Source organism: Variovorax sp. Soil_C_12 (assembly GCF_057657375.1).
In genome coordinates, this window is sequence record NZ_JBDGIO010000029.1 from 14,919 (window position 1) to 35,564 (window position 20,646).

Genomic DNA, 20,646 nt, shown 5'->3' on the forward strand with positions numbered 1-20,646 from the left:
TCAACGGTCAGGCAAGAGCCGATGGCCCTGCACGATTGCATGCGAACCCATGACTCAGGCTCGTTGGACATCGGCCCCCATTCTCCGGGCACGACGTTGCGCAACTTCTGTGAAGATGGGTTCGTTGGCGCGGCATGGCGATCATGTCGTGGTGGCATCGATGCCGATTCAGGATGGTCTGGACCCCCTCATGGCACTCAACTGCAGGTCGCCGCAATACATGGCCCGGAGCGCTGAAAGTGCATAGGTTGGGCGGCAGGAATTCCCGCGCGTCGCGCGCTTTGAGAACCAGGCCTGCCCACGCCTGGGCGTGGGTGAGTGGAACTTCTCCTGCGGGATTGACCGGAACGGTGGCTGTCGAATAGATCAGGAGGGAACTCCTGCTGTGTACGTTGGCCGATCGGCCTGCCAGGCCGATGCCGAGATTTCGGAAGCGAATTCGCGGTAGGAGCGCAGCGGGCGACCCAGCAGCGTCGTCAGGCGTTCGACGTCACCCGCGTCCGGATTCATGCCATCGGTCAGGAAGCGTTCGCTCATGAGGCGCATGTCGTACGCCATCCAACTCGGCATGAAGTTCAGCAGATTCTTTTCGAAGCCGGCAGTGTCATCTCCGCCGTAGTTGATCGGGCGACCCAACACGTCCGACCAGATGCCGGCAGCGTCTGCCCCCGTCAAGGCACCTGGGCCCACCAAATTGATCCGGCTCAGCGCAAGCGCTCCGGATGCCTGTTCCCGGCGAAGCAATTCGAGGGCCGCGATCTCCGCGATGTCGCGCGTGTCGATCATGGCGAGGCCCTTGCTGCCGATGGGCATCGGACAAACGCTGTACCCCGTGATGACGTCCTTGACGGTGAGGTCGTTCTGCATGAAGTAGGCCGGCCGAAGGATGGTGGCGCCGAAGCCCATCTGCTCGAGCATCCGCTCCACGCCGAACTTGCCGGCGAAGTGGGGAACGTTCAGGTACTTGTCGCTGTGGATCACCGAGAGGTAGACGATCCGGTCGATTCCCGCATCACGCGCCAGGTTGAGCGTGACCAGTGCCTGCGTGAACTCGTCCGGGACCACGCCGTTCAGGAGAAACAATGTTGTCGCCCCAGCCATGGCTGGGCGCAACGACTCGCCGTCGAGCAGGTCGCCTTGAACGACTTCGACGCCGACGGGAAAGTTGGTCTTTGCCGGCTCGCGGACAAGTGCACGGACAGCGGCTCCGCGGTCGACGAGTTGCTGGACGACTTGGCGGCCGATGGCGCCAGACGCGCCGGCGATGAGGATGGTCATGAAGAACTCCGGTTGGGTGAAACGAGCCCAGATCTTCTTTGTTCCGTTTCAAACACGATAGCCGTTATATTTGGACACTTCGTCTCACCGGTGGAACATATGGATCTGCCTGCTTTCGCCGACTTCAATCTGGTGGCAAAGCACGGCGGCTTCGGGCGTGCGGCCCGTGAATCCGGGCGCCCCAAGGCGACCCTGTCCCGACGTGTGTCCGACCTCGAAAGCGGTCTCAACCTGCGCTTGTTCGAACGGGGAGCGAGACTGTTGAAGCTCACCGAGGAGGGGCGCGCCCTTTACGAGAGGACATCAGTGCTGCTGGCCGAAATAGACGAAACGGCTGCCGCCATCGCGTCGGGCAGTGAAACGCCACGAGGCAGCTTGCGGGTGAGTGCCCCCCTGCTCTTCTCGCAGGCAGCCATGGGGAAGCTGGCAGCCAAGTTCGCGCTGAGGTATCCAGAGATCCGTCTCGAAGTGACGACGGAGGACCGGGTAGTGGATATGGTGGAAGATGGCTACGACCTGGTGATCCGAGTCAATCCGGATCCCGATGCAAGGCTGGTAGGCCGGATCTTCATGAGGGACCGCCTCGTCGTTGTTGCCAGTCCGCGGTTGAAGCGTCCGGCGGGCACGACAACGGTTCCAGCAGTCATGCGAGTTGGAGGCTTCGGTGCAGGAGCTTCTTCCTGGGAATACACAGGGACATCCGGCAAGAAGCGCATCAGCGTGGAACCGGTGCTGTGTCTTGCCTCGTTGTTCATGGTGCGGGAGGCTGTCCGTGCAGGCGTTGGTGCTGCACGCTTACCGATCTCTCTCGTAACACAAGACCTGGCTGCTGGGAAGCTGGCGCGCTGGGGTGATGTCGAAGGTCCAGAGATCGCACTGTGGGCTCTATACCCATCTCGCAGATTGCTGAGTAGCCGGGTGTCAACGTTCCTGGAGTTCTTGAAAGAATCATTCCCTACAGGGTCTCCGAATGAGCTGGCTGCCTTCGTTGATTGAGATTACTTCGCGGCTCAGAACTGGGTTCGGTCTGGTGTACCGCAGAACCACGCTGCAGAAACTCCGTGTGCATGATGGGCGCGCTGTCAGTTAATTGGCGCGCCCGAAGCGTGCTGGTCTTTGATGCAGAGCGCGCGGCAATGCCGCGTGCCCACCGTTCAGCCATGTTCGAGCGTCCATCGGCGATACCACCGATGTGGGCGATTCCACGCGCCAAGGCGGCCGCCATCCCCGCTGCAATTGAGCAATGCTCAAATGCAGAGGTGGCTAGGGTGTATCGAGTATCGAGGACGCGGCCCTGACCCTAAGGGCCACGCTTTCCAGTAGCGCCGACCCGCGATACACACATCGGGTACACCCGCTTAGGGTCCAGAGGCAAGGTGGCCTCGATGCGCAGATCGTGCACCCAGTCGTATTCGTAGGTGAATCGCTCAAGGCGTCGCAGCTTCAGTTGGCTGATCAGGGCTTCGTGTGCGTCGGTGTCGAACACCAAGCCGCCCTCTTGCTGGACTCCGTACTCGCGACCGCGAATCTCGAAGCGGTGAAGATGCATGTCCTGCCAGCCGAACGCGACCTGCAGGATATGATGAAGCCGGGCGACGCTTGTATCGCCTCGCACCAGCAGGCGCCGCCAGATCAGCGGGCTGATGCTGCGCAGCACGGCGCGCAGCTGCAGGACCTCCTGTCCAGAAGATGCCCCAGCTTCCATCCCCGAAGCTTACTTTGCTGCACTGCACACCCCCAGGAATGAGATGCTCTCCGACTGGCCAAGAACGAAGCGCAGCTGTTCAGCCTATTCGGGCTGGCCAGCTGGCCAACCTCGTCATCGCTAAGAGGTCGTTGCTGGTCGCTCAGGCCCGACGTGCGTCTTGAACACCGAAAGTGGCCTCAAGAGAGGCGCGAAACGCCCGGCGGGCAGGCTGCTCGGCGCGAGGTCGACCGGGATCGTGACCTGCCCGCGTTGTGATGTCCTCAGGTCCAACAGCGCTGCTCATTGATCAGCATCTCCTTAGCTCTATGCCAAGATGGCGCAAATATCGGCTGACTTCCCGCTCGTCCCTAGCAATGTGAAGACCCCGGTCGAGTCAACCGTGAATACCACCCGGCCCACATAAAGCGTGGTCGTGGGGCCGGGAGGCACGTCCGTTGGAAAGAGAATGAGCACGTTATGCCCTGTGATGACCCAGGTAGAGGTACCGTCGGCGTTGGCCGTTACCTTACTTACGGAGCCGTTCGACTTTAAGGTGAGACTGACCGAGTTAGACAGATTTGTGAACGTCAATTGCGCGCCTCGGCCGGCAGTTATCGACTTCACCAGATTGCCTTCTTTGTCGTGAAAGTCCTTGGCCGTACCTTCACCTATGCTCTGAACCCTCAGGTCAAAGCTAGGGCATGCCAGTCCTTTCGAGTCGGGGCCGACCCTACGGACGAGCTTCTGGCCCTAAGCTTCGCCATTCTTCGAAGCAGAACTCAATTCGCACTTCGCGTACGCGATGCCGCCCTTGTGGCGACGCTCGAATCTGGGGGCCATGACCAAGTCAATGCGCGACTTCGAACAGTTTGCCACTTTCCCGGAACGCCCTTCAATGACTCTTGCCCGCGGTCATGCAACGATATGCCCGAGCCCGAGACAAGATCTTCCACCGTTCGCGAAACGAGCACTTCACCAGCAGCAGTTCTGGCAGCAATGCACGCCCCAACATGCACGGCAGGTTGGCGCGACCGAGACCGCGGCGCGCGTGGGAGATCGGCGTTGGCGCGACATGCTGGCGCGCCACCACAACGCAGTACGGCAAAGTTGCAGCAGTTTCGCGGCCAGGCGCCATCCAGGAGTCGCATCATGACCAAGGAAGATCAGCCTTCCGCCGACACGAACCCCCGACCCGTTGACGGGAGAGCCGGGTTCGCATCCCGTCGGAACTGGGCTCGGCGCGGCCGGGGGCGCGGTCCCAGGCGCTGCTGGCAACCACGTCTCCATCGCCGCCGAGATCAAGAAGGAGCGGGAAGAAAAGCACGGTCGCTCGCCGACCAAGGAAACCTATCACGGCAGTGTCTCGCGTGGCTTCACGCTCGGCAGCGACGTGGAAGAAAGCACTGCCGCGGCCGAGCGGGAGGACGGCGTGCTGCGCCTCACCCTGCCCAAGCGCCAGGGGAGCACCAGCCGCACCCTGAAGATCGAGTGGATGCAGCCTTGGTGCGTGGCGGCTCACGGCGCCGCTTTGTAGCTCCTATGCAAGCCTGTCTCCCGCTTACGCCTCGTCAGATCGCGATGGAAGCATGCAGCTCGGCGCATCATTGGGCGCGCCAGTTCCAGGCGATGGGCATCGAGGTGCGCCTGATCAGCCCCCAGTACGTCACTGCCTTCGTCAAGACCAACAAGAACGCGAGATGCCGTGGCGCCCTCCCCGCCCCTGCCGCGAGCTTTTCAAGCCATCAGGCCATTGAACATAACAGGCGATGCGCCCACAACGCATGTCGGGGCAAAGTTGTAATGTCGCATCCTTCCTCGCTTCGGCCCCTGATTTCGTGGCGTAACGATGGCAACACCCGCGGCGACGACAGCAATGACCATGGCGAAACCGATCGACTCCAGGCGGGTCTACGCCAGGGCCGTGATGGGTAGCTTGGTACGCTTTGGTCAAGCCGGCCAGCGGCTGGGCTTGGCCGACGACAGCTCAAGTAGCTCATCCAATGGAGCACAGTCGATGGCAGAGCTGGCCTCCCAATGACTGCTTCCCGGCGACCGCGACGTCCGCTGTGAGGCGGCTCTGGGCCCGCTGCCGTCCGTCGCCACCGATCGACCTACGGCAGGTATGTTGTGCGATGCCGCCGTTCGCCGCTCCGCCTCAAGCTCATCATCCGGGGCCATCAGCAGTCACTCAATGTCGATGCAGAGGTCGGAAGTCAGCAGCGATACGCGTGCAGCCTTCGGCATTGCCATCTTGAGCAACTCGATTCCCTACTTGCACAAGTCCGTCGCCCAATTCGCGATCGACCGCCGCCTGCCGACGATGGCCAGCCAGCGCGAACAGGCACTCGCCGGAATCCTGACCTCGTTTGGAACGAGCACCGCACGGCAGCTCCGCGAGGCCGCGAAGTATGTCGACAAGATTCTGAAGGGCGTTTCAGCCCGCCGATCTGCCAATCGAGCAACCGAAGCAGTTCGAACTTGTGATCGATATGAAGATCGCGAAGTTGCTTGGCCCCACGATCCCGCAATCACTTCTGCTGCGCGCCGACGAGATCATCGAATGAACCTGGACGAGCTACGCGTTGCCGCACAGGGCAGAGGTCAGTCGATCGGCGGCACCATTAGTGTCATGAACGCCCGCTTCGGCTCGCTGCCTGAGGGACGCGGCGCGCGTGAAGCTCCAGTCTCAGCGGATCACTTTGCCATCCTTGCTGATCGACACGATCTCCACCAGTTTCGAGCCGCGCCGGTTGTTCGGGCCGAAGCTCACGGTGTAGCCACCTAGATCGAGTTTCTCGAGGGATTCCAAGGCGGCCATCAGCGCGGCACGCGTTGGGGCCTTGGCGCGCTTCAGGCCTTCCACGAGCGTCTTGGCGGCGAGGAACTCCTCGAAGCTAGTGTAAGACGGCTCGGCACCATTGCCATAGCGTGCCAGTAGGGCGCGGTATTCGCGCGCCGCCGGCAGAGCGTTGGACATGGGGTCGGGCACCACTTGGGCGATGGAAAAGCCCCGGGTGTCCACATTGCCTGCGATGCTGGCGATCACCTTTGGGTTGACCACCGAGACGTTGAAGATCTGCGCACTCGGGGACAGCACGCGGTACTTGCTCAAAAACGCCGCCGATGACTTGTTCACCGAGATCAGGATCACCGCCTGGGGCTGCTTGGCCGCGATAGTCTGGACGGCAGTTTGGACATCGTCGGTATTCTTCGCGTACGAAGCCGACACCGTGGGTTCCAACCCCAAGGGTTTAAGCGCGTCAATGACGCCTTGCAGCCCAGCCATTCCAAACGCATCGTCCTGGTACATCACGCCGATGCGATTGATGCCGACGGCGGTCAGCAGCTTCACGATCACGGCCGCTTCATCGGCATAGCCGGCGCGAATGTGGAAGATGTACGGGTTATAGGGTGTGCGAAGCGACTCGCCACCGGTGTAGGGGCCGACCATGGCGACCCCCGCATGGGCGAGCACCTTGTCCGCCAGCAGCCGCTGGATGTTGCCGGTGCCGGCGTAGCCGAACAAGGCGATCGCGCCATCCTTGTCCAGCAACTCCTTCGTGTTGCTGACGGTGCGCTCGACGTCGTAACCATCGTCGATCACCACATGCTCAATCTTGCGGCCGTTGACACCGCCCTGGCTGTTGATGTGCTCGAAATAGATGCGTCCGCCCAGGACCATGTCCTTGCCGGTTTCCGCCAGCACGCCCGACAGCGGTGCTGACTGCCCGATCACAATGGTCTGGGCTTGGGCACAGCCCAGCAATCCGAGGCTGAGCATGCACAGGCGAAGCAGGCCACGCAGCCCTCGAGCGATGGAGTTTGTCATGTCTATCTTCCTGTGCGCGGTGGTGAATCAGCCGATGCTGCCTTGGCCTCACACCCAGCGGCATTTCCTGAGGACATCGATGTGAAGCCCGTGAATCGTAAGAGGCACGGCCTTCGTTCGCTAGCCGTTTCGGCGTATGGCGGAAGCAGGGTTCATGGTTCCGTGCCCAGTCTGTACATTGCGGAGGGGGCCGGCGGATTGCCGCTGTTTGGAGGGCACGCTCGTACCGCCGGTCTTCGACGAGCGACCCGTTCTTGGCCGGCTGCGTCGTCCGGAACCAGAGATTGCATGGTGCTCAACAACCATAGACGTCATCGAGGCTTACCATCAATTCGCGGGCACGAGTTCCACTGCCTTGGCCCCGAGGTTTTCCGAACGAGGTGGTCTTGCGAGCCTTCTCGAAAGCATGGGACCTGGCTGGCGTTCGTCTGGGTACGCGCTCGCCTCCGATGAACTCGCGAGGCAGCTGGGCAAGCGCTGGTGCCGCCATTCGAAATATCTGTCATGCAGACCGTCGCAGCCGAAGTGGCCCTGGCATCAGGGTGACGGTGCGAACTCCCGAAGAGAACCATGCCTTCCGGCGCGCAGCCGACGCCTTCCTTCACTGGCCCTCCTGAACCGATGACTCCCGTCGGCCATGAACGGTCCTTGGGTCGCGCCAATCGCGATGCAAATCAACATCCACGCAGTACCGCAGAGGCGAGAGAACAAGCTCAGCGGAGGACTACTCTGAACGTGCCTCGCGACACGGCCTTGCCTTGGGCGCGAGCCTGGCGTCCACGCACTATGCACCCCGAACTCAGCACCACAGGCACCGCAAGATTCGGTGTCCGGCGGAAGTTCAATCAAACAATTCGGGCAGCAAGCCATTTTGGTGGAGGGCAAGTTCGAGTGTCCGGTTTGGCCGATTGTTCATGGCCGCCGTTTTGTGTGCACGCGCTTCAGGTGAAAAGTGCTCCGACCCCAATCACACTGTTGTGCGCGCGCTGCGAGCGTCTGCTATGCCTCGAATTCTGCGGCGCGGCCGACCGGCTGCTCCTGGCCGACCGTAGCCCGCCGCCGAGCCGCCGCATATTCCCTAAGCGGTCCACCGCTGTTGAGACAATGCGGCCGCCCTCTTCACAGCAGGTCTTTCAGTTCGCCGGGCCACAACTGCGCACTGTGAAGAATTCGCAGGATGCGAACGCAATCCTTGCCGACCCGATAGGCCACGATGTACGGCGTGCGGCGAACGACCAGTTCGCGCGTTCCTTCGACGCGCCCTGGACGCCCACCCTCTGGAAACTGCAACAACACCAGCACTTGCGTGGCAATGCGCTCGTCCACTGCAATCGCCGCGCGCGGGTCGTCCTGTTCGATGAAGTCGAATATCCGTTCCCGGTCGTCCATCGCCAGTGGCGACCACTCCAGCCTCACGCCTTGCCTTCACCCGCCTTGAGCAGCGCCGCTGCGCGGCGCTTTGAAAAATGCGCTTCAACTTCCTCATGCGGGACGGCGGGGCGCGGATCATCCAAGGCTTCCTGCACCTTGGCTCGGAACCAGGCGTCATGGGCCGCAGCGTCAACAACAAAACCCGCCGGCAATGCGCCCTCCTTGGCCACACGTGTCAGAACAATCCTCATGACATCCGAGACGGTGAGGCCGATGTTGTCGAGCACTGCGGTGGCACGCTCCTTCACTTCAGCGTCGATGCGGGTCTGTACCAATGCGTTTGCGGCCATGGCCGGCCTCCAAGTTGGGAACAACGGATCCATTGTAATTCAATTGAATGACATCGCAACATTCAACCATGCGCCCGTGGAGCGCCGACAAGCCGTGTGCCCTCGTGCTGCGCACCTGGACGCCCAGGTCCCCTATGAGACCCTGACTAGACCGAGTGGTAGGTGGGTGCGTTGGCGGCCGGCTGTGCCTGGGCGTGTTCGTAGGAGCGGATGACACGGCGCAGGCGCTCGCACTCCCGCTCCAGCGAGGCGACCCAGGCGCGGGCGTGCTGGGCTTCGTTGAAGGCTTGCGCGTGCAGGGCGGCCATGCCCCAGCGGCTCTCGAACCAGAGCGCCAAGTAGATGGCGCGGGGTGCGTTGCCGCTGATCGTGCCGGACGAGGACAACCCGCATGCCCTGCTGCGCGCGCATGACGAGCTCGGCGTTCAATTAGGCGAGGTGCGCGTGGCCCCCGGCTTCAAGCTCAATGCAGACAGCGCGGCGGTCTGGATCGAAGGCGGCTTCCAGAAGTCACACTGAGATAGGTCTGGAGAGCCAATCACTCTTCAGTGGCCGACGCACCGCGCCAACACCTCCTTCGAGAACGATGCCAGGCCTCGGGCGTCCAGGTCCGTGCATTCTGTCCACGAATGCCCCGGACGGCTGGATCCTCAAGACGGTGCTGGCGAAGTCCAGCGGTGTGAAGGAATGGGACGATGCCGCGCTGCGGGCTGTGCAGCGCACTGCCTACATACCGCTCGACGAGAAAGGCCGGGTGCCGACGCAGATGATCATCGCTCTACGACCCAAACGCTGAAGACCAGCGGCGAGTTGGCAGGCAGCACTGGAAGTCCGTGGTTGCGCCTGCTGCCTCTGGCCGTGCCGGCGCGGCCCAACCATCAAGCGGCAGGCGGCAGGCGGCAGGCGGCAGGCGGCAGGCGGCAGGCGGCAGGCGGCAGGCAGCAGGCAGCAGGCAGCAGGCGAAAGGCGAAAGGCGAAAGGCGTACTAGGCGCGAGGCAACACCAACCGGAACACACTGCCGCGTCCGGGTGTGCTGTCGAGCAACACCTTGCCCCCGTGCCGCTGGGCGACGGTCTTCACAAAGGCTAGCCCGAGACCCGCACCATCGATGTTTCCGGTGGTGGGGCCGCGAACGAACGGATCGAACAACTGTGTCCGGAATTCTTCGGCGATTCCGGGCCCTTGATCGCGCACCAGCACGGCCCATGAACGCGGAAAAGCCTCGACGGCACACGTGATCGACGATCCGGTGGGCGAAAACTTGAGCGCATTGCCCAGCAGGTTGCCGATCGCGCGCGCGATGAGTTCCCGATTGATCGGGCTGTAGGCCTCCTCCGGTGACGCTGCCATCGACACCCGGATTCCGTGCTGGCGGGCCGCTTCCCATGCGTCGTCCACGCATTCGAGCAGTACATCGACCAGGTTGTAGCGCTCGAAGTGATAGGTATACGACTGGGCACGCACGAGCTGCGTGAAATCGTCGGCAAGACCCAGCGCCTTCTTCGCATGGCGCTCGATGCGCTCCTGGAACTCAGGCTGCGACATCGCCGAAGGATTCTGCCGCTGCAGCGTCAGCAGCGTGAGAACGGAGGCCAGCGGGGCGCGCATGTCATGGCTGAGAAAGCGCATGGCGTGGTCGCGCTGGCGCTGCGCCTGGCGAATATCGGTCAGGTCGACGAGCGAGAGAATCCATCCCGCATGCTCGCCGTTGCCGCTGAAAGTCGGCGCGTGCCTGACCAGCAGCTCGCGCTCCAGGCCGTCGTGCGCTGCGGCGCTCAGCGCCGTGGGCGGCCCCGAAAAGATCGCGGGGATCACGACCGGTCTGCGATCTGCCTGCGACAGCACATCGCTCATCAGCGTCGAGGCCTTCGCCCCTCGCAGCTTTTCACCGGAGTCGGAGCCAAAGTGCCGTGCCGCCGCCGCGTTGGCCAGCAGCACGATCCCTCTCTTGTCGCAAACCAGCGTCGCGTCGGGCAGGCCTTCCAGGCTGTCGCTCACGAAGCGATGCAGGTCGCTCAGTTGCTCCGCGGCCTGCCTCAGCGCATGGATGCGGCGATTCAGGAAGTCGCCCGACGCGGCGACCCTGCGCGCTGTGGGCGCCACGGCGCCGCTGCCGTGCAGGCGATGGAGCTCGTCCGCGAGGTAGCGCGTGGCCGCGTCGAGTTTCCTCCAGCTCCACAAGGCATGACTGACGCCCAGGACGAGCAGCCCCGTCGCCGGTGCGAACTGCAGGCCGAAGCCCGCTGCGGCCACCGCGGCCCCGATGGGCAGCGCCACCATCAGTCCCAGGGTCAGCAGCAGCGCGGGCAGCGGACCGATGAATGCCATGCCGAGCAGGGCCAGCAGCACGGGAACCAGGTTGAGGGCTGCGTTGAGCCAGCCGGGCAGCGGGGCGATGCTGCGCTGGCGCTCGAGGCTGTCGAGCACATTGGCCGAGAACTCGACGCCGGACATCAATTGCGAGCCCCGTGCGGAGACCGGGGTCGCGTAGAGGTCGCCCAGGCCCGCGGCCGTGGCTCCGACCAGCACATACTTGCCCTTGAAGCTTCCGGGCGCCAGCTTGCCGTCGAGAACGTCGACGTACGACACGCGCGGGAAATGCCCCGGCGGGCCCGCGAAGGGCACGACCATCTTGCGTGAGCGATGCCAAGGCGTCGCCACACCATCCGGACGGTCTGTCTGCGCATCGGTCCCGGGCAGCTCCGGCGCCTCTAAGGGCGCGGGCCCGCTGCCGGCGCCGCTGCGAAGTGCGTCCGCGAAATGCGCCCATGTGTTGCTGGCAAAGCCTTCGCGCAGGTACACGCTGCGTGCCACGCCGTCGTCGTCGACCGCGAGATGCACGTGCCCAAGGCCTTGTGCATGGCGCTGCAGCGCGGGGATGGGCTCAACCACCGATGGCACTCCGTTCAGGCTTTGCATCATGAGCGGCAGCACCACCTTCCCGCTGCGCGACAGGGCGCCGGCCAGCGCGGCATCGTCGCCGGGAAAGCGAAGGTCCGCTTCGGTCAGCAGCACATCCAGGCCGATCGCCCTCGGCGAATCCTTGTCGATGCGATCGATCAGCTCGGCATGCAAGGATCGCCGCCATGGCCACCGCCCCAGCGCGGCGATGCTCATGTCGTCGATGGCGACAATGATCACGTCGCTGCGATCGACGGCGCGGCGCTGAAGGGCCATCAGCGCATCCTGGATCAGGCGGTTCGGGCCCTGCAGCCAGGCCGATCGTTCCGAAATGACGACGAGGCCAGCTGCGACGACCGCCAGCACAAGCCATTCGACCCAGCGCGAAGGCAGGCGAAGACGCGCTGCGATGGAGTGCTGGCTGGACATGACGAGAGCGGCTCGCGGCGCTACTGCCGGCCCACCGGCTTGCCGAGCCCATCGCGCACCGCGGCGCCGCTGGCGTCACGCAGCACCGTGGCGATGCGCACGATCTGCGGCGCAGAGAACGCGCCCGGCTCGCGCTCGGGCGGGATCGCCTGAAGGCGTACGTAGTAGATGCCCGGCGCCAGGTTCGCCAGACGGAGGGAGGCCTCGGCGCGCGTTTCCGCGTGCACGAGATCGGCAAAGCGCCCATCGCGCGAGACCTGTACGAGATAGCGGTAACCCGGCTCGGCGGACCAGTAGATCTGCAACGCACCATCGTCGCCGCCCACCGTGGGCGGTGGCGCCGCCGGGGGCGGCTCGACCATCTCAAAGGACCGGCTGCCGCCGAAGGGCCCCTGGTCCGGCGTGCCGTCGGCCGCGAGCCCGACGGACGCCACGCGCCAAAAATACCGCCCCGGTGGCAGCTCGGCCGAACGCTGGCACTCGGCGAGCGCGGCATCGTCGAGCAGGATCGTCTGGAACCGTTCGTCGCTCGCGACCTGCAGCCTGAAGCGCTGCACGCCGGCCGGTTGCGCACAGGCGAACTCCACCGCGTGGCCGACCATCCGTTCGCCTGGCGCGGGCCGCCGCGAGAGCGGCGCCACCGGACGCGCCTTGATCCGCAGGGGCCGGATGCTTTCGCGACCCGACAGCCCCCATTCATCCACCGCGCGCGCGCCGAGCATGTAGAGGCCGTCTTCCAGGCCGGCGAACTGCAGCTCAGCACCCGCGGATAGGCCGTTGCGCACGACCTGCTCCATCGCTTCGTCTCTTGCGACCCGCACGCGGTAGGCCGTGACGCCCGCGACGGCAGGAAGCGCCAGGCGGACGGCATCGACCTCGGTCCAGGTGTCGGGCACGCCCGACAGATCCGGCGCTTGCGGCAACGCGCGCACCGGCCCCATCAGGCCGGCGCTGCTCACGCGCGCCCCTTCTCCCGCCCGAAGCCGGTGCGGCGCGGTGCCCTGGCGGCGGCGGCTCTTCAGATCGACGGCACCCTGCGTGACCTCGCCTGTGACCGCGGCATCGGGCTGCACGGCAACGCCGAATTCCGTGCCGCGCACACTGGCCACCGCCAGCGGCGTGCGGATCTCGAACCGGCTGGCCTTGCTTCGTTGAGGTCGCGCGGAGGCGTCCACCCGTCCGCCTTCCAACTGGATGAGGGTCTCGGTGGCTTGCACCCTGTCCTTGCGTCGCACGTTCACAGGCGCACCTGCGAGTTCGCGGGGATGCGGACGATCGAGCCGTCGGGCAGCTGAAGCCGCAGGTAACCGTCATCGCCGACCTCGATGCGCGTGCCCTCCCCCAACTGTGCGCCGACCTGCAGCGGTTGGGCGTGCCCCGTCTGCGCCGGGAACTGAAGAACGCTGCCGGTCACGTAAGCCACGGTGGCGAAGGTGGGGACGGACGCCAGGAGCGCCGCCGGAATGCGCAGCTGCGTACCCGGCGCGAGGCGATGCGGATCCCCCAGCGCGTTGTACTGCTGCAGCTGGACCCAGCGATCGGATCGCCCCGTGTAGCGATCGGCCAGGCCATAGAGCGTTTCGCCCGGCTGCACCGCATGCACCACATCCGGCAGCGGAGTCTGCGCGAGCGCGAGCGCCGCATGCAGCGCCAGGTGGACGCCGACGATGCGTCGCGACAGGCGAAGGCGCGCAGCGCGGCGTGCGGCCCGCGCCGCAGCTTCAGGCGGCGCTGTTCTCATCGGTGCTGATCGTCTCGAATCGATACCCCTGCCCGTAGATCGAGGCCAGGCGAAAGCCGCTCTCGGGGCGCAGGCCCAGTACCTTGCGCACCCGCGAGATATGCGTGTCGAGCGAGCGCGACATCAATTCGGTCCCGGGCGGGTTGCTTGGGCCCCAGATGGTTTCAAGCAAGTGCGTGCGCGAGATGAGCCGGCCCGGATTGCGGAACAGGAACAGGGCCAGATCGAACTCCTTGTGCGTCAGGGCTACAGGCGTGCCGTCGATCTCGAGCTGCCGGTTCGCGAGCACGAAGCGGTAACGTCCCCAGACCTGCTCTTCGGGCTGCGCGTCCATGTAGGCGCGCCGCAACAGCGCTCGCACGCGCGCGGCCAGCTCGCCCACGCGCATCGGCTTGACCATGAAATCGTCCGCCCCTGCGGCCAGGCCTTCGACGATGTCGCGCTCTTCATGGCGGTTGGTCACGAAGAGGATGGGGATGCGGTCCTGCAGGTTGGCGCGAACCCAGCGCACGATCTCCGGCCCGGTGATGTCGGGCAGGTGCCAGTCGAGGACAAGGAGGTCGAAGGTCTCGCGCTGCAGCTCGCGCCGCAACGCGGCCCCTTCGGCAAAAACGTGACAGTCGTGCCCGATCGCCTGCAGCGTGCACTTGACGAGGTCCAGCTGATCGACGTCGTCGTCCAGTGCCGCGATTCGCATGTTTTTCCAAGACTTTCCAGTGATTGCAGTGATGGCCGGGCGTCGGCGGCCAAGCATCGATGAGCGACGAAGTTTAGGGGCGGCGAAGGAGCCCGCGCCGGCGCGGATTGTCAAGCAATGTCAATTCGCTGCCGTTTCGCGCGGCAAGCGGTGCGCCGTTCCAGTAGCGCGGCACGAGTCGGGCTCGGCAATTCTCAGGCATTGTCAAGTCGATTGCGAAGTGCAGATCGCCTCTCTACATTCGCGCTCCAAATGCATCCGGCACCCTGCGTGCTGCGAACCCAAGGTCTTAAACGCATGAACCAGCCACACACAACGACGGGGAGCGAATGCCTTCCCGGTTCCCTTCCTCCGCCGGTCGATCTGCTGCGCCGCCTGGCGAACGCCAGGCTGCCGATTCGCATCGCAGATCACCGCGAAATCGAAACCTTGAGAATCCTGAAGCTGGGTGGCTGCATCAAGGCCGCCATTCCCGATGCTGCGCGGCTGCCGGGCGGACTCGGCCCATCGAACCGGCAAGCGCCCGCGACCGTCGGCGAGATCACGCGGCTCGGACGCATCCTGCTCGACGGTTTCGCGAAGCGCCCGGTGCCTGCGTACGCCCGCGCGCAGTGCCTTTGATTCCCAGGAAGCCTTTTCATGACCAGCATCTTCGATCGGCCAGATGTCCCCCGTCGGGCCACCACCACGATGGATCTGTTGAACATGGCGCTGCAGACGGACAACCTGCGCACCTGGGCGCGCAGGCTCGGACTGTCGGAAGAAGCGCTGCGCACCGCCATCGGCAGGGGCCGCTCTCGCCGGTGATCGCGGGTGCGCTGGCGGGGGATCTGCGGAACGGTCGGGGTCAGGCGCCCTACCGCAAGAAAGCCGCACTGACACGAAAGTCTCAAGCCGTTCACCCCCACAGGATCTTGTGCGTCCAGTGTGTCAAGTCTGGCCGAATCAAGGGGCCCTGCCCCGTTTGATCAGCGCTGAAGGGCTGAAGACGATTTGACTACCGCAGCGTCTGCATCGGCATGCGCCACGCCGGTGGACAAGGGCTGCGCCGGCGCCCGCCTTCAAAACCGGAACGCGATTTTCCATTTTTGCTGGAGGTGCAATCTTCGCATTGACTGCACAGGCTGACTTGATCGCGATGTGTGGAAGAGCCGCATTGATCCGTAGGGGAAAAAGGGCACATCTCCCCCTGCGAATGGGCCAGTGTCAATAAAACATTCCTATTACAAACAATTGGATCGCCTGCATCTATTTCGAAACGCGACCTCATTTGGTGAGAGCGGCATGGGAAATGTCAAACATTGTCAAACGCGTGGGCAGCACTCTTCGGGCAACACCATTTACCTTAATATCTGGAGAAATAAATTGTTTCTTTAGTAATAGTTAATAATATTGTTTACAAGTTGAGGCCATGAACCGAAGCTACCTCACTGTTTGGAACGAATCCATCGGCGCCTGGGTCGCCGCGTCCGAGATACGCGCGCCCGTGGCAAGCGCGGCGGCAGCCGCGTGGCGGCCGGCTCCGCGGCCGGCGTGCCCGCATGGCTCCGGCCGGGACGCCTGCGCGCGGGGATCGTGACCGCTCTGGTGGCGATGGGCGGCCTCGGATGGTCGCCACTGGTGCGGGCACAGGCGGTGACCTGCGATACGGCGCCTTGGGACGAGTACAACGGCACCGCCTCGTGCATGGGCGCCGGCGCCATTGCCACGGGGCAGGGGTCCACCGCGCTGGGCTCTTCCGCGACTGTCGACACCAACGGTGGGGTCGCCGTAGGGTTTCTCACCCATACCACCGGAGTCAATGCCATCGCGATTGGTTACGGAGCTTTTTCCACCGGCACCAACGCCATCTATCTGGGCGCCCGCACCGCCCCCGGGACAGGCGCACTGGGTGAGGGTGCCATCGGCATCGGCACCGACGTGACGTCCAGTGGTGACCTCGCCGTTGCCGTCGGCTTGCAGACCAAGGCCACCGGCGAAAGAGCCGTCTCTCTCGGGTTGCAAGCGAATGCGGCCGGGCTGCGCAGCATCGCCATCGGCAACCAGGCCAACGCGACTGTCCTGGATGCCATTGCGCAGGGCAACAGCGCCAGCGCAGGCGGCCAGAACGCCATCGCCATCGGTTTCCAGACGATCGCGTCCAAGCTGAACTCGGTCTACCTCGGCTCGCGCACTGCCGCGGGAACGGGTGCCACTGCGATCAGCGCCATCGGCATTGGCACGGACGTGACGGCCTCCCAGGAAGACACCATCGCGATCGGGCGCATCAGCCAGGCGACCGGCACGGACGCCATCGCACTGGGCCAAAGCGCCGCCTCGACCGACAAGAGCGCCATCGCGATCGGACGCAACAGCACATCGAGCGCCGTCAACGCGATCACGCTGGGCGTCGATACGGATGCGACCGCCACCAATGCCGTGGCGATCTCGGCCTTGGCCCAGGCCACCGGCGTCAATGCGCTCGCCATCGGTACCCAAGCCAACGCGACCGCCGACAACGCAATCGCGATGGGCAATACCGCGGTCGCGGACGCGGCCGACGCCGTTGCGATCGGCAACGGTTCGAGGGCCACCGGCGGCAGGGCGGTGGCCATCGGCGCCGGCAACTTCGCCAGCGGCAACGGCGCGATCGCGATCGGCGACCCCAATACCGCCACCGGCAACGGCGCCATCGCCCAAGGCCTGGACAACACCGCCACCGGCAACGGCGCGGTGGCCATGGGCAACACCAACATGGTGGGCGGCGGAGGCCAGGCGGTGGGCGTGGCCGGCACGGCAGCGCAGGGCGCGGTCGGCATCGGCTACCAGAACACGGTGGTCGGCCAGGGCAGCGTCGCGATCGGCAGCACCAGCAAAGCACTGGCGGCGGGCGCGGTCGCCTTCGGCGATACGGCGGTGGCGAACAACGCGGGCGACGTGGCATTGGGCTCCGGCTCCACGACCGCCGCTGCAGTCGGCACGCCCGGTACCGTGATCGGGGGCACGCCGTATACCTTCCAGGGCACGACGCCGACCTCCACCGTGAGCGTCGGCGCGCCGGGTGCCGAGCGCACGATCACCAACGTGGCGGCCGGCAGGATTTCCAACACTTCGACCGATGCGATCAACGGCTCGCAGTTGTGGGCCACGAACCAGCAGGCCACGGCGAACACGACCGCGATCACCAATCTCGGCAACACGATCGGCGACATCAACAACGGCGCGGGCATCAAGTACTTCCACGCCAGCTCGACCCTGCCCGACTCGCAGGCCCTGGGCGCGGATTCGGTCGCCATCGGCCTGAATGCCGTCGCCAACAATGCAGGCGACATCGCACTGGGCTTCGGCTCCACGACCGCCGCTGCAGTCGGCACGCCCGGTACCGTGATCGGCGGCACGCCGTACACCTTCCAGGGCACGACGCCGACCTCCACCGTGAGCGTCGGCGCGCCCGGTGCCGAGCGCACCATCACCAACGTGGCAGCCGGCAGGATTTCCAACACCTCGACCGATGCGATTAACGGCTCGCAGTTGTGGGCCACGAACCAGCAGGTGACGGCGAACACGACCGCGATCACCAATCTCGGCAACACGATCGATGACATCAACACCGGCGCGGGCATCAAGTACTTCCACGCCAACTCGACCCTGCCCGACTCGCAGGCCCTGGGCACGGATTCGATCGCCGTCGGCCCGAACGCCGTGGCCAACGGAGCCAGCAGCATTGCGCAGGGCCTTGGCGCGAGCGCAACCGTCGATGGTTCGGTGGCACTCGGTTCAGCCTCGGTCTCCGATCGCGCGGTCGCAGGCAGCACCGGCGACATTCCCGCGGGCAGCTCGCTGATTCCGTACAACACCACCGACCGGACGCTGCTGGGCGCCGTTTCCGTCGGCAGTGCGACGACCTACCGCCAGATCACCAACGTGGCCGACGGCACCGAGGCGCAGGATGCCGTGACGGTGCGCCAGCTCAGCGGTGCGCTGCAATCCTTCGCCGTCACACCGATCCAGTACTTCCACGCCAACTCGACCGCGATGGACTCGCTGGCCATCGGTGCCGAATCAGTGGCGGTCGGCCCTCGGACGGTGGTCAACGGCGACAGCGGCGTGGGCATCGGCAACGGCGCGGTGGTGCAACAGACCGCGCCCGGCGGCGTGGCCATCGGCCAGGGCGCGACCTCGCACCGGGCGGATTCCGTCGCGATCGGCACGCAGTCTTCAGCAGCAGCGGTGCAGGGCGTTGCGATTGGCGCAGGCAGCAGCGTGACCCAGGCCGGCGGCGTTGCATTGGGCGCAGGCTCGGTCGCCTCCACCGCGGCCGGCGCGGCCGGCTATGTGCCCACGGGTGCGTCCACCTCGCAGACCGCAGCCATCAACGCCACCACCAGCACGCTGTCGGCGGTGTCGGTGGGCGATGCGGCCAACGGCCAGTTCCGCCAGATCACCGGGGTGGCAGCGGGTTCGCTGGACAGCGACGCGGTCAACGTGTCGCAACTGAAGGCGGTGCAGACGACGGTGGCCAGCATCGACCAATCCGCGGTGAAGTACGAAACCAACGCCGACGGCACGACGAACTACAACAGCGTGAAGCTGGGCGGCACGAACACCAACGCCCCCGTGACCCTCCACAACGTCGCCGACGGCGTGGCAGGCAACGATGCCGTCAACGTGAATCAGCTGAACGCCGGCCTTGCGGCCGCCAATCAGTACACGGACGCCAAGCTCGGCCAGGTTCAGGCCAACGTCGACAAGGTGAGCAAGGAAGCTAACGCCGCAGCGGCTGGCGCGATGGCAATGGCCAATCTGCCGCAGGCTGCCATCCCCGGAAAGAGCATGGTCGCCGCAGGCGTCGCAGGCTTCGATGGCCAGGCCGCGCTGGCGCTCGGCGTGTCGAAGCTCGCGGACAACGGCCGATGGATCGTCAAGTTCAGCGGCACGGCCAACTCCCGCGGCAAGGTCGGCGTCGCCGCCGGCGTGGGCTTCCATTGGTAGGCAGCCGATCGCAACCAGTTTTCAAGGCTACTCATGAACATGCAAATCAAAGCCGCCGGTACTGCGCTGGCCGTGGCGGTACTGTTTTCGCTGGCAGGCTGCGGCACGTCCACGCTCAGCAAGAACATCTCGGACGATGGCCGCGCAGGCGAAGTCGTCTTCCCCGACATCGGGAACGATGCCTGGCTGAAGGAAGGCACCTTCCCGAACCCTGACAACCTGCGCCGGATCGCGCCCGGCGTCAGCAAGGACCAGCTCTACGACCTCGTGGGCCGGCCCCACTTCCGCGAAAGCCTGTTCGGGGTTCGCGAGTGGGACTACGTCTTCAACTTCCGCGTCCCGGGCGGCGTGAAGACTTGCCAATACAAGGTGATCTACGACACCGCGCTGCTGGCCCAGAGTTTCCACTGGCTGCCGGCGGATTGCGCCGAGCTGTTGAAGGTGGCTTTGCCGGGCGTCGAGCGCGCTGTTTAAAGGGTGCGCGAGATCGTCGCGGCCAAGCGCGCGCAGCGCCCGCCAAGTCGGGCGTCGGTAATCCAACGCCTGATCGATGCGATTGCGCCGGTGCGGTCGCTGTTGGTAGGCGTGAGCCGGCTGCCGTGGCAGGCCACCGGCGAGCACCCGGCACTCGATGCGCTGAACAAGCTTCGAGCCGGGTACGCCGCTGGCATCAAGCGACTTCCCAGCGAGATTACTGCCCCACGACTGGGAGCCGCTTGACGCGCAGCCATCGCTGACGCTGACCGCGAGCGTGCCTTCAGGGCGCTGGAGGTCGCCACCCTGCTCGCTCTGCGCCGGGCGGTGCGCAACGGCGCGGTCTGGATAGCTTATTCACTGAGCTTTCGCGGTCGCGAGCGGCTGTTCCTGTCCGAGGAGCGTTGGCAAGCCGAAGCTCGGCGCCACTATGCCAGGCTGCAACTGCCAGCCAGAGCCGACGATTTCCTCGTACCGGTTCTTGCTCGCATGCTCGTTGGCATCGACTCGGTGGATGCCGCCGCGCGTTCTGGTGATCTGCGTGTCGACGACGAGCTGCATCTGGCGTCATTGGCCGCGGAGGAAGATGACCCCCAAGTCACGAGGCTGCGCAGCCAGCCTGACCAGCGCATTGGCGAGGCACAACTGCCCGAAGGCGCGATGCGAAGCGGCGCCCACTATGAGGACCCGAAGCGATTCGCCGAGCCGAGATTGCAACCCACCTGAAGCCAAGACAACTCGTGACCCGCGCGTGCAACCCGCCTGCCTCGGGTGTCGACCGGTCTCTTGCACCCTAGGGTATTTACCTGCTTGAAAGCACTGGCGCGCCCCCGCGCGTGACTTATGATGCGTACACCGTGTATACACACAGTCCACACCAAGTCCACACATGCTGACTCTCAAGAACGAAGACCTGG

21 protein-coding genes and 2 pseudogenes are annotated in these 20,646 nt (G+C 64.9%); 12 read left to right on the plus strand and 11 right to left on the minus strand.

Annotation, left to right across the window (positions count from 1 at the left end; all coding sequences use genetic code 11):
- Window positions 1–7: 7 nt before the first annotated feature.
- Both AC3A6X_RS35750 and AC3A6X_RS35755 read right to left on the minus strand, forming a co-directional pair.
- A complete protein-coding gene (locus AC3A6X_RS35750; RefSeq protein ID WP_487846623.1) occupies window positions 8–439 on the minus strand; it encodes an AtaL-like protein in 432 nt (143 codons plus the stop codon).
- On the minus strand, window positions 367–1,278 hold the full coding sequence (locus tag AC3A6X_RS35755; protein ID WP_487846602.1) for an SDR family oxidoreductase: 912 nt from the start codon (window positions 1,276–1,278) through the stop codon (window positions 367–369). Before AC3A6X_RS35755 ends, AC3A6X_RS35750 begins: the two co-directional genes overlap by 73 nt.
- Window positions 1,279–1,377: 99 nt before the next feature.
- Between AC3A6X_RS35755 and AC3A6X_RS35760 the strand changes: the two genes are divergently transcribed.
- Window positions 1,378–2,274, plus strand: a complete 897-nt coding sequence (locus AC3A6X_RS35760; protein WP_487846603.1) for a LysR family transcriptional regulator — start codon at window positions 1,378–1,380, stop codon at window positions 2,272–2,274.
- Window positions 2,275–2,578: 304 nt separating this feature from the next.
- Here the strand turns inward: AC3A6X_RS35760 and AC3A6X_RS35765 are convergent, their stop codons facing one another.
- Window positions 2,579–2,983, minus strand: coding sequence for a plasmid pRiA4b ORF-3 family protein (locus AC3A6X_RS35765; RefSeq protein WP_487846604.1), 405 nt, complete (start codon window positions 2,981–2,983; stop codon window positions 2,579–2,581).
- Between the two features lie 1,177 nt (window positions 2,984–4,160).
- Here AC3A6X_RS35765 and AC3A6X_RS35770 point away from each other — a divergent pair.
- The 3 genes and pseudogenes from AC3A6X_RS35770 to AC3A6X_RS35780 all read left to right on the plus strand — a co-directional run bounded on the left by AC3A6X_RS35770 (window position 4,161) and on the right by AC3A6X_RS35780 (window position 5,750).
- Window positions 4,161–4,499: an Hsp20/alpha crystallin family protein gene (locus AC3A6X_RS35770; protein WP_487846605.1), complete on the plus strand. Its 339-nt coding sequence runs from the start codon at window positions 4,161–4,163 to the stop codon at window positions 4,497–4,499.
- Between the two features lie 23 nt (window positions 4,500–4,522).
- Window positions 4,523–4,696 (plus strand): annotated as a pseudogene (locus tag AC3A6X_RS35775) (IS110 family transposase); the annotation flags it as partial.
- Between the two features lie 460 nt (window positions 4,697–5,156).
- Window positions 5,157–5,750 carry a hypothetical protein gene (locus AC3A6X_RS35780; RefSeq protein WP_487846606.1) on the plus strand — a complete coding sequence of 198 codons (594 nt, stop codon included), beginning with the start codon at window positions 5,157–5,159 and terminating at the stop codon, window positions 5,748–5,750.
- On the opposite strand, the gene AC3A6X_RS35785 is transcribed toward AC3A6X_RS35780, so the two are convergent.
- The 4 genes from AC3A6X_RS35785 to AC3A6X_RS35800 form a co-directional block, all read right to left on the minus strand.
- Complete coding sequence (locus tag AC3A6X_RS35785) at window positions 5,652–6,794, minus strand: ABC transporter substrate-binding protein (RefSeq protein ID WP_487846607.1); 1,143 nt, start codon at window positions 6,792–6,794, stop codon at window positions 5,652–5,654. The two genes, AC3A6X_RS35780 and AC3A6X_RS35785, sit on opposite strands and share 99 nt — an antisense overlap.
- Before the next feature lie 1,119 nt (window positions 6,795–7,913).
- Window positions 7,914–8,210 carry a type II toxin-antitoxin system RelE/ParE family toxin gene (locus AC3A6X_RS35790; RefSeq protein ID WP_487846608.1) on the minus strand — a complete coding sequence of 99 codons (297 nt, stop codon included), beginning with the start codon at window positions 8,208–8,210 and terminating at the stop codon, window positions 7,914–7,916.
- Window positions 8,207–8,515 (minus strand): type II toxin-antitoxin system RelB family antitoxin, encoded by a 309-nt coding sequence (gene relB / locus AC3A6X_RS35795; RefSeq protein ID WP_487846609.1) that lies wholly within the window; start codon window positions 8,513–8,515, stop codon window positions 8,207–8,209. The genes AC3A6X_RS35790 and relB overlap by 4 nt, the downstream gene beginning before the upstream one ends.
- A 146-nt stretch (window positions 8,516–8,661) precedes the next feature.
- On the minus strand, window positions 8,662–8,823 hold the full coding sequence (locus tag AC3A6X_RS35800) for a hypothetical protein (protein WP_487846610.1): 162 nt from the start codon (window positions 8,821–8,823) through the stop codon (window positions 8,662–8,664).
- Between the two features lie 49 nt (window positions 8,824–8,872).
- Between AC3A6X_RS35800 and AC3A6X_RS35805 the strand changes: the two genes are divergently transcribed.
- Together AC3A6X_RS35805 and AC3A6X_RS35810 are read left to right on the plus strand one after the other, a co-directional pair.
- Window positions 8,873–9,034, plus strand: coding sequence for a hypothetical protein (locus AC3A6X_RS35805; RefSeq protein ID WP_487846611.1), 162 nt, complete (start codon window positions 8,873–8,875; stop codon window positions 9,032–9,034).
- A 67-nt stretch (window positions 9,035–9,101) separates the two neighbouring features.
- Window positions 9,102–9,311 (plus strand): TonB C-terminal domain-containing protein, encoded by a 210-nt coding sequence (locus AC3A6X_RS35810; protein ID WP_487846612.1) that lies wholly within the window; start codon window positions 9,102–9,104, stop codon window positions 9,309–9,311.
- Between the two features lie 189 nt (window positions 9,312–9,500).
- Here the strand turns inward: AC3A6X_RS35810 and AC3A6X_RS35815 are convergent, their stop codons facing one another.
- From AC3A6X_RS35815 to AC3A6X_RS35830, 4 genes are read right to left on the minus strand one after another with little or no spacing between them, the layout of a single operon-like run.
- Window positions 9,501–11,846: a CHASE2 domain-containing protein gene (locus tag AC3A6X_RS35815; RefSeq protein ID WP_487846613.1), complete on the minus strand. Its 2,346-nt coding sequence runs from the start codon at window positions 11,844–11,846 to the stop codon at window positions 9,501–9,503.
- 20 nt (window positions 11,847–11,866) lie between these two features.
- Window positions 11,867–13,087, minus strand: a complete 1,221-nt coding sequence (locus tag AC3A6X_RS35820; RefSeq protein ID WP_487846614.1) for a FecR domain-containing protein — start codon at window positions 13,085–13,087, stop codon at window positions 11,867–11,869.
- Entirely contained in the window at window positions 13,084–13,587 is a 504-nt protein-coding gene (locus AC3A6X_RS35825) for a LysM peptidoglycan-binding domain-containing protein (protein ID WP_487846615.1), read from the minus strand. Before AC3A6X_RS35825 ends, AC3A6X_RS35820 begins: the two co-directional genes overlap by 4 nt.
- Window positions 13,568–14,284, minus strand: coding sequence for a response regulator transcription factor (locus AC3A6X_RS35830; RefSeq protein ID WP_487846624.1), 717 nt, complete (start codon window positions 14,282–14,284; stop codon window positions 13,568–13,570). Before AC3A6X_RS35830 ends, AC3A6X_RS35825 begins: the two co-directional genes overlap by 20 nt.
- A gap of 297 nt (window positions 14,285–14,581) precedes the next feature.
- On the opposite strand from AC3A6X_RS35830, the gene AC3A6X_RS35835 reads away from it, so the two are divergent.
- From AC3A6X_RS35835 to AC3A6X_RS35860, 6 genes and pseudogenes are all read left to right on the plus strand, one after another.
- Window positions 14,582–14,905 (plus strand): hypothetical protein, encoded by a 324-nt coding sequence (locus AC3A6X_RS35835; protein WP_487846616.1) that lies wholly within the window; start codon window positions 14,582–14,584, stop codon window positions 14,903–14,905.
- 18 nt (window positions 14,906–14,923) lie between these two features.
- Complete coding sequence (locus AC3A6X_RS35840; RefSeq protein WP_487846617.1) at window positions 14,924–15,091, plus strand: hypothetical protein; 168 nt, start codon at window positions 14,924–14,926, stop codon at window positions 15,089–15,091.
- Between the two features lie 604 nt (window positions 15,092–15,695).
- The gene (locus AC3A6X_RS35845) at window positions 15,696–15,863 is read left to right on the plus strand and encodes an ESPR-type extended signal peptide-containing protein (protein ID WP_487846618.1); all 168 of its coding nucleotides are present in this window, start codon (window positions 15,696–15,698) and stop codon (window positions 15,861–15,863) included.
- Window positions 15,794–19,255 carry a YadA-like family protein gene (locus AC3A6X_RS35850; protein WP_487846619.1) on the plus strand — a complete coding sequence of 1,154 codons (3,462 nt, stop codon included), beginning with the start codon at window positions 15,794–15,796 and terminating at the stop codon, window positions 19,253–19,255. Before AC3A6X_RS35845 ends, AC3A6X_RS35850 begins: the two co-directional genes overlap by 70 nt.
- Before the next feature lie 39 nt (window positions 19,256–19,294).
- Complete coding sequence (locus AC3A6X_RS35855) at window positions 19,295–19,729, plus strand: outer membrane protein assembly factor BamE (RefSeq protein WP_487846620.1); 435 nt, start codon at window positions 19,295–19,297, stop codon at window positions 19,727–19,729.
- 36 nt (window positions 19,730–19,765) lie between these two features.
- Window positions 19,766–20,383, plus strand: a pseudogene (locus AC3A6X_RS35860) (Tn3 family transposase); the annotation flags it as partial.
- Window positions 20,384–20,646 lie beyond the last annotated feature (263 nt).

Bases quoted from the DNA above. Each gene is read 5' to 3' on its own strand.
- AC3A6X_RS35765 (WP_487846604.1), bottom strand. From the start codon at position 2,983: ATGGAAGCTGGGGCATCTTCTGGACAGGAGGTCCTGCAGCTGCGCGCC.
- AC3A6X_RS35760 (WP_487846603.1), top strand. From the start codon at position 1,378: ATGGATCTGCCTGCTTTCGCCGACTTCAATCTGGTGGCAAAGCACGGC.
- AC3A6X_RS35800 (WP_487846610.1), bottom strand. From the start codon at position 8,823: ATGGCCGCCCTGCACGCGCAAGCCTTCAACGAAGCCCAGCACGCCCGC.
- AC3A6X_RS35830 (WP_487846624.1), bottom strand. From the start codon at position 14,284: ATGCGAATCGCGGCACTGGACGACGACGTCGATCAGCTGGACCTCGTC.
- AC3A6X_RS35835 (WP_487846616.1), top strand. From the start codon at position 14,582: ATGAACCAGCCACACACAACGACGGGGAGCGAATGCCTTCCCGGTTCC.
- AC3A6X_RS35755 (WP_487846602.1), bottom strand. From the start codon at position 1,278: ATGACCATCCTCATCGCCGGCGCGTCTGGCGCCATCGGCCGCCAAGTC.
- AC3A6X_RS35825 (WP_487846615.1), bottom strand. From the start codon at position 13,587: ATGAGAACAGCGCCGCCTGAAGCTGCGGCGCGGGCCGCACGCCGCGCT.
- relB (WP_487846609.1), bottom strand. From the start codon at position 8,515: ATGGCCGCAAACGCATTGGTACAGACCCGCATCGACGCTGAAGTGAAG.
- AC3A6X_RS35810 (WP_487846612.1), top strand. From the start codon at position 9,102: ATGCCAGGCCTCGGGCGTCCAGGTCCGTGCATTCTGTCCACGAATGCC.
- AC3A6X_RS35845 (WP_487846618.1), top strand. From the start codon at position 15,696: ATGAACCGAAGCTACCTCACTGTTTGGAACGAATCCATCGGCGCCTGG.
- AC3A6X_RS35840 (WP_487846617.1), top strand. From the start codon at position 14,924: ATGACCAGCATCTTCGATCGGCCAGATGTCCCCCGTCGGGCCACCACC.
- AC3A6X_RS35815 (WP_487846613.1), bottom strand. From the start codon at position 11,846: ATGTCCAGCCAGCACTCCATCGCAGCGCGTCTTCGCCTGCCTTCGCGC.
- AC3A6X_RS35780 (WP_487846606.1), top strand. From the start codon at position 5,157: ATGTCGATGCAGAGGTCGGAAGTCAGCAGCGATACGCGTGCAGCCTTC.
- AC3A6X_RS35785 (WP_487846607.1), bottom strand. From the start codon at position 6,794: ATGACAAACTCCATCGCTCGAGGGCTGCGTGGCCTGCTTCGCCTGTGC.
- AC3A6X_RS35855 (WP_487846620.1), top strand. From the start codon at position 19,295: ATGCAAATCAAAGCCGCCGGTACTGCGCTGGCCGTGGCGGTACTGTTT.